Origin of the sequence: Streptomyces beihaiensis (genome assembly GCF_026274175.1) — a bacterium.
GTDB classification, from domain to species: Bacteria; Actinomycetota; Actinomycetes; order Streptomycetales; family Streptomycetaceae; genus Streptomyces; species Streptomyces beihaiensis.
The window spans coordinates 78814-85557 of the sequence record NZ_JAPHNL010000332.1 but is presented as its reverse complement, the minus strand read 5'-3'; the positions used below and the strand labels follow the sequence as shown (position 1 = coordinate 85557).

At 69.4% G+C, this 6744-nt stretch carries 6 protein-coding genes; 2 read left to right on the top strand and 4 right to left on the bottom strand.

Annotated elements, in window-relative coordinates; translation table 11 throughout:
- Both OFY01_RS31130 and OFY01_RS31125 read right to left on the bottom strand, forming a co-directional pair.
- A partial coding sequence (locus tag OFY01_RS31130; protein WP_266605645.1) for a ricin-type beta-trefoil lectin domain protein occupies positions 1–1290 on the bottom strand: 1290 nt, incomplete at its 3' end.
- Positions 1215–2417, bottom strand: a complete 1203-nt coding sequence (locus OFY01_RS31125; RefSeq protein ID WP_266605631.1) for a hypothetical protein — start codon at positions 2415–2417, stop codon at positions 1215–1217. The genes OFY01_RS31125 and OFY01_RS31130, both read right to left, overlap by 76 nt.
- Before the next feature lie 551 nt (positions 2418–2968).
- Here OFY01_RS31125 and OFY01_RS31120 point away from each other — a divergent pair.
- Positions 2969–3727, top strand: coding sequence for an AIM24 family protein (locus OFY01_RS31120; protein ID WP_266605629.1), 759 nt, complete (start codon positions 2969–2971; stop codon positions 3725–3727).
- Positions 3728–3854: 127 nt separating this feature from the next.
- Positions 3855–4331: a MarR family winged helix-turn-helix transcriptional regulator gene (locus tag OFY01_RS31115; RefSeq protein WP_266605628.1), complete on the top strand. Its 477-nt coding sequence runs from the start codon at positions 3855–3857 to the stop codon at positions 4329–4331.
- Between the two features lie 94 nt (positions 4332–4425).
- Here the strand turns inward: OFY01_RS31115 and meaB are convergent, their stop codons facing one another.
- The gene (gene meaB, locus OFY01_RS31110; protein ID WP_266605626.1) at positions 4426–5382 is read right to left on the bottom strand and encodes a methylmalonyl Co-A mutase-associated GTPase MeaB; all 957 of its coding nucleotides are present in this window, start codon (positions 5380–5382) and stop codon (positions 4426–4428) included.
- A 103-nt stretch (positions 5383–5485) separates the two neighbouring features.
- Entirely contained in the window at positions 5486–6700 is a 1215-nt protein-coding gene (locus tag OFY01_RS31105; RefSeq protein ID WP_266605624.1) for an acetyl-CoA C-acetyltransferase, read from the bottom strand.
- Positions 6701–6744 lie beyond the last annotated feature (44 nt).

Below are 6744 nucleotides of genomic sequence, written 5' to 3'. Positions count from 1 at the left end.
GTCCTTGGCATAGCCCTCGGCGCCGGTGGCCGCCTTGTCGGCCGCCGTTTCGGCGTCGGTCGCCGCCGCGTCGGCCTGGTCGGCGGCCTTGCGGGCCGCGGTGGCCGCCGTACCGGCGTCCAGGGAGTCCGCGTAGGCGTCCTTCGCGTCGGCCTTGGCGCGGGCCGCCGCCGCCTTCTGCTCCGCGTCCCACGCGTCGTCGCGTTTCGCCTCGGCCGCGTCCGCGGCCTTCTGCGCGGCCTGACGCTTGTCCGACGCCGTCTTCTGGGCGGCATCGGCCCTCTTGCCCGCCTGCTCAGCCTTCGTCGCCTCGGCTTCGGCGGTCTCCTTGTAGCCGGCCGCCTCGGCCTGTTTCGCGGCCGCGGTGGCCTTGTCCGCCTTCGCCGTCTTCTCCTCGGCCTGCGCCGCGAGCAGCTTGGCGTGCGCGGTGGTGGCCTGGGCCTTCGCGTCGACTTCGGCCTTCACCGCGTCGCCCAGCTTCGACTTCGCGGTGTCGCGGGCCTTCTTGGCGTTGTTCTTCTGCAGATCGGCGGCGTCGGCGGCGGCCTTCGCCTGCGCCTCCGCCTCCTTCGCCGCGGCGAGGCGGAACTGGCTCTTGGCCTTCGCCGCCGCGGCCTTCGCACGGTCGGCGAGTGTCGCGCTGTCCGCGACCGACGCACGGGTCGCGGCGTACGCCGTCTCGGCAGCCTTCTCGATCGCGTGCAGTGCCGCCGCGGACGCCTTGGTGACCTGCGCCTTCTGAAGGCCGACGAGCATGCCCCTGCCCCTGGGCACACCCATCGCGTCCGCCTTGCGGTAGGCCTCGGACAGGTTGAGGTCGGTGCCCTTGACCGCCTCATCCGCCACCGCGACCTGACTCTTGACCAGGGCGAGTTCGGACTTCGCCGTGGCCCTGGCCTTGCCCAGCTCGCTGCTCGCGGAGGTGAAGGCGGCCTTGTGCGGGTAGTCGAGGCTGTTGTCGGCGCCGTTGTGACCGGTCGGGGCGATGTCGAACTGCTGCGGGCCGGTGCCGTTGCAGCCCCACAGCCACGAGTCGTAGCCCTTGGTGTACTTGTGCAGGTCCAGGCACTTGCCCGTCGCCTTGTTCCGCAGACTCGTCGTCCTGGTCGTGGAGTAGTCCCACCTCTGACCGTCGGTGTCGTGACACGTCCACAACTCGATCTTCGTACCGTTCGCCGAGCGAGAGCCCCTCACGTCCAGGCACTTGCCAGAACTCAGCCCACGCACCGTATGGTCCTCGCCCAGAACCCACTTCTGCGCGTTGGAACCGTTGCACGTATAGATCTGCACCGGCGTGCCGTTGGCCGTCCTGTCGCCGTCGATGTCCAGGCACATGCCCTTCGCCGCGTGGAACTGCACCACGACCGGACTGTCACCGATCCAGCCCTTGCCACCCGGCTCCCAGTAGTTCTGCCAGTGGGCGATGCGGTCGGCCTTCCAGGACTGGCCAGCATGTCCCCCAACCCGAACGCGCTCTTCTGCAGGGCCGTGGTGGCGTTCTTGTTCTCCGCGAAAACCCACTTACGCTGCGTTGCCTGGTCCGCGATCTCCCGCTGCCACTCGTCCGACGCCGCCTTGACGACCTTGCCAAGGACATGGTTCGGGTCGAGCGGGTTGTGCCAGTTGCAGGACGCGAAACGGGACTTCATGTCCTCCACCGCGATCCGGAACGCCAGCGAGCCCGGCTTCGGCGCGGACGTGGGGAAGCCGCCGGAGGACAGGAAGATACGGGCATCGTCGGCCCACACCGGGTGGTCCATGGTCGAGTAGTCCGACCACGCGATCTTCAGGTCCGTCGAGGCAGGGCCGTCGTCGGCGTAGAGCCGGTCGCCCAGCTTCATGAAGGCCGCCTTGGTGGCCTTGTCCGCCTCCGCGCTGGGGTCGTTGTACAAGCCGTCCTGGGTCTTCCAGAACTGCTGCGCCACCCACGGGCCGAAGCCGACCTGATCGAAGAAGTCCTTCTCCTTGCTGCCAGGGCTGCCTGGCGGCCAGGTGAACGGCGGAGGGACATCGGGCGGAGGCGTGTCCACCAGAGCCTCCAGGGAGTCCTGCCACGCCTTGGCACGGTTGTCCATGACCGTGAACCAGTGGTCGGCGTTGGCCTTGTCCTTGCTGAACGCCTGCGACAGCGGAGTCTCGTCCCAGTACTCACGGTTGGCCAGCGTGTGCAGAGCGGCCGGGCTCAACGGCGGCTGGCCCAGCGCCTTCTGCCCGATCGCGAACATGTTCGGGCCGCCCTGCCGCAGGACATCGCCCATCAGGCACTCGTCCTGCCGCACCTGCTCCGCGCCCTTGGCGTCGAACCCGTCGTACGAGTCGGCGGCGGTGGCCGTACGCGGCTCATGGCCCACGTTCGGCTCCGGATGCACGGCCACGGTCGCGAAGACCGCCAGAGACGTCAGCGCGACCGGCAGCACGAACCGCCGTCTGCCCCGCCGCGGATGTCTGCCCCGTTTTTTCGGTAGAGGGATACGCAACGTATTTCTCTCTGTAGGGGGTGGAACACGCCCCTGGAGAGAAACGGCCAGGCCCAGCAAAGGATTTCGGCAGCCTGACGTATTCGGTGCGCTCCCCCGGGTCGCGCCTTCCTGTCCGCGTCCGGAGGTCTGGGGTGGTCAGGCCCCGGCCGGAACGCGGCTCGTCACCTTACGCACGGTCAACACGTCGTGAACAGGGGAATTTTCGGGACAGAGGCCCACTTCAGTCGCGCCGCCCGGCCGGGCGCGGGGGGGGGGGGGGCGTTCCGGAACGCCCCGACCGCTTGGGAAGCCCCTGTGCCGACTGTGCGGTTCCTGTGAAGCGGAAGGGGCGGCGCGGGCAGGCTCGGACGCGCGGGCCCCGCCGAAAGTGACGCACCGCACAGCCGATAACGGGAACTGGGTACGCACAGTCGCGTGAATGCCGACCGCAGGGCGATACTCGACCGTGCACCGCCGGGAGGAGCCACGCCGTGAGCCCGTTCGATCCGATGACGCTGCCGGTCGACGACAACGTCAATCCGTACACCTTCTGCGTGGAGCTGAAGAGCGGTCAGTGGTTCCTGCAGAAGGGGAAGATGATCGCCTACTACGGGCGGATCTCCTTCGACGGCATCGGGCACGGGCCGCTCGACCGGCTGGTGCGCTCCTCGTTCCACTCGCCGTTGCACGCGAGCGACTGGGTGGTGGCGCAGGGCAGCGGCAAGATGCTGCTCGCGGACCGGGCCTTCGATGTGAACTCCTACGACCTGGATGACGGCAATCTGACCATCCGGGCGGGCAATCTGCTCGCTTTTCAGCCAACTCTCTCACTGAAGCAGTCGATCGTTCCGGGGTTTCTGACGCTCATTGGCACCGGCAAATTCGTCGCCGCGTCGAACGGTCCCGTGGTGTTCATGGACCCGCCGGTGCGGGTCGATCCGCAGGCGCTGGTGGGGTGGGCCGACTGCCCGTCGCCGTGCCACCACTACGACCACGCCTACCTGACGGGCATGATCGGCGGTCTACGTGCGCTTACGGGGATCGGCGGGGCGTCGGGCGAGGAGCACCAGTTCGAGTTCGTGGGGGCCGGGACCGTGCTTCTGCAGTCCAGCGAGGCTCTGATGCCCGAGCTCGACCGGGGGGCGGTGCCGGAGCAGGCCGGTGTGCCGGGCGGTGGCGCGGGGGGTCACGGAGGCGCCGGGAGTCAGCCAACGGCACCGCGCCTTCCCGGACAGCTCGGGGACCTCCACCGCCGCTTCGGGCTGTGAGCGGTAATCTGCGGAGTGTGACGTCGAACGCGTGACCCTTTTTTGCGGGAGCCTTTGCACGTGAAGTGCCCTGCGTCACACACCCCCCATTCGTTCGCCTTTCAACATTTTAGGTAGAATCGTTTATATGGAGACCGAGACGGCCACGCAGTGGCTGACCGACGAGGAACAGTGCGCCTGGCGCACCCACCTAGAGGTCAACAGGCTGCTCAATTATCAGCTGGAGAGGGATCTCCAGCCGTTCGGCCTGACGATGAACGACTACGAGATCCTCGTGAACCTCTCCGAGGCCGACGGACACCGGATGCGGATGAGTGATCTGGCCGCCTCGACGCTGCAGTCGAAGAGCCGGCTCTCGCACCAGATCACCCGCATGGAGAACGCGGGCCTCGTGCGGCGCGAGAACTGCGAGTCGGACCGGCGCGGCCTGTACACCGTGCTCACCGACTTCGGCATGGAGACCATGCGGAAGGTCGCCCCGCACCATGTGACCTCCGTGCGGCAGCACTTCGTGGACCTGATGTCACCGGAGGAGCTGACCGCGCTCCACAAGGCGCTCACGCCGATCGCCGAGCATCTGCGGTCCCAGCGCGGCAGGCCCTGACCGGCGCGGGGTCGGCAGGTGGTCGGCGCGGGGCCGCGCGTGGTCGGCAGGTGGTCCGCGCGTGATCGGCACGGTGGCCGGGCGGCAGCGCCCGTCAGCGGCCCGTGAGCCCCGCCAGGAGTTCGTCCGCCGCCCGGTAGGGGTCGAGCTCTCCGGCCACGATCCGCTCGGCCAGCGCGTCGATGTGGCGGTCGCCGGAGAGGTCGCCGATCCGCTCGCGCAGCGCCGTCACCGCGATGGCCTCGACCTCGTGCGCGGCCCTCGCCGTCCTGCGCTGTTGCAGCACACCGCGCTCCTCCATCCACGCGCGGTGCTTCTCCAGGGCCTCCACCACCTCGTCGACGCCCTCGCCGCGGGCCGCGACCGTCTTGACGATGGGCGGCCGCCAGTCCCCCGGCGAGCGCGCCTCGCCCAGGCCCAGCATGTGGTTGAGCTCGCGCGCGGTCGCGTCGGCGCCGTCGCGGTCCGCCTTGTTGACCACGTACACGTCGCCGATCTCCAGGATTCCGGCCTTCGCCGCCTGGATGCCGTCGCCCATGCCCGGGGCCAGCAGCACCATCGTCGTGTCGGCCTGGGAGGCGATCTCCACCTCGGACTGGCCGACGCCGACCGTCTCGACCAGGACCACGTCGCAGCCCGCCGCGTCCAGGACCCGGATCGCCTGCGGTGCCGCCCAGGCCAGACCGCCCAGGTGGCCGCGCGTGGCCATCGAGCGGATGTAGACCCCGGGGTCCGACGCGTGCTCCGACATCCGCACCCGGTCGCCCAGGAGCGCGCCGCCGCTGAACGGCGACGACGGGTCGACCGCGAGCACGCCGACCCGCTTCCCGGCCCGCCGATATGCGCTGACCAGCGCCGACGTCGACGTGGACTTGCCGACACCGGGCGAGCCGGTCAGACCGACCACGTAGGCGTTGCCGGTCAGCGGGGCGAGCGCGGCCATGACCTCGCGCAGTTGCGGGGACGCCCCCTCCACCAGCGAGATCAGCCGGGCCACGGCCCGGGGCCTGCCCTCCCTCGCCTGGGCGACCAGCGTGGGGACGTCCTGCATCACAGCTCCGTTCACTCGGTCACGTACACCTGTGCGTATACGTATACGTAGGCGTAGGCGTAGGCGTAGGCGTGTGCGTACACCGGTACGCACACGCAGAGCGTTATGCCTTGGGTACCCGCACGATCAGCGCGTCACCCTGGCCGCCGCCACCGCACAGCGCCGCCGCGCCGACTCCGCCACCGCGCCGCTTCAGCTCCAGGGCGAGGTGGAGGACGAGACGGGCGCCGGACATGCCGATCGGGTGGCCGAGGGCGATGGCTCCGCCGTTGACGTTCACCTTTTCCGACGACACCCCGAGGTCCTTCATTGACTGCACGGCGACGGCCGCGAACGCCTCGTTGATCTCCAGCAGGTCGAGGTCCTCGACCGTGAGGCCCTCCTTGCCGAGCGCGTGCTTGATCGCGTTGGACGGCTGCGACTGCAGCGAGTTGTCCGGGCCCGCCACGTTGCCGTGCGCGCCGATCTCCGCGATCCACTCCAGGCCCAGCTCCTCGGCCTTGGCCTTGCTCATGACGACGACCGCGGCCGCGCCGTCCGAGATCTGCGAGGAGGTGCCGGCGGTGATCGTGCCGTCCTTGGCGAACGCCGGGCGCAGCTTGCCGAGCGACTCGGCGGTCGTCTCGGCGCGGATGCCCTCGTCCTTGCTGGCGATGACCGGCTCGCCCTTGCGCTGCGGGATCTCGATCGGGGTGATCTCGGCCTCGAAGATGCCGTTCTTCTGCGCGGCGGCGGCCCGCTGGTGGGAGAGGGCGGCGATCTCGTCCTGCTCGGGGCGGCCGATGCCGAGCTTGGTGTTGTGCTTCTCGGTGGACTCGCCCATGGGGATGTTCTCCCACGGGTCGGTCAGGCCGTCGTGCGCCATCGCGTCGAGCATCTGCACGGCGCCGTACTTGTAGCCCTCGCGGGACTTGGGGAGCAGGTGCGGGGCGTTGGTCATGGACTCCTGGCCGCCCGCGACGACGATGTCGAACTCACCCGCACGGATGAGCTGGTCGGCCAGGGCGATGGCGTCGAGGCCCGAGAGGCACACCTTGTTGATGGTGAGCGCCGGGACGTTCATCGGGATGCCCGCCTTGACGGCGGCCTGGCGCGCCGGGATCTGCCCCGCCCCGGCCTGCAGCACCTGACCCATGATCACGTACTGCACCTGGTCGCCACCGATCCCAGCACGGTCGAGGGCGGCCTTGATCGCGAAGCCGCCGAGGTCGGCTCCGGAGAAGGACTTGAGGGAGCCGAGGAGACGGCCCATGGGCGTGCGTGCGCCCGCGACGATGACTGAGGTACTGGGGGAGGTACTACCGGTCGTTCCAGACATGAGGCGCGGCCCCTTGGATGATGAGGAGTGAACGAGGGTTTACT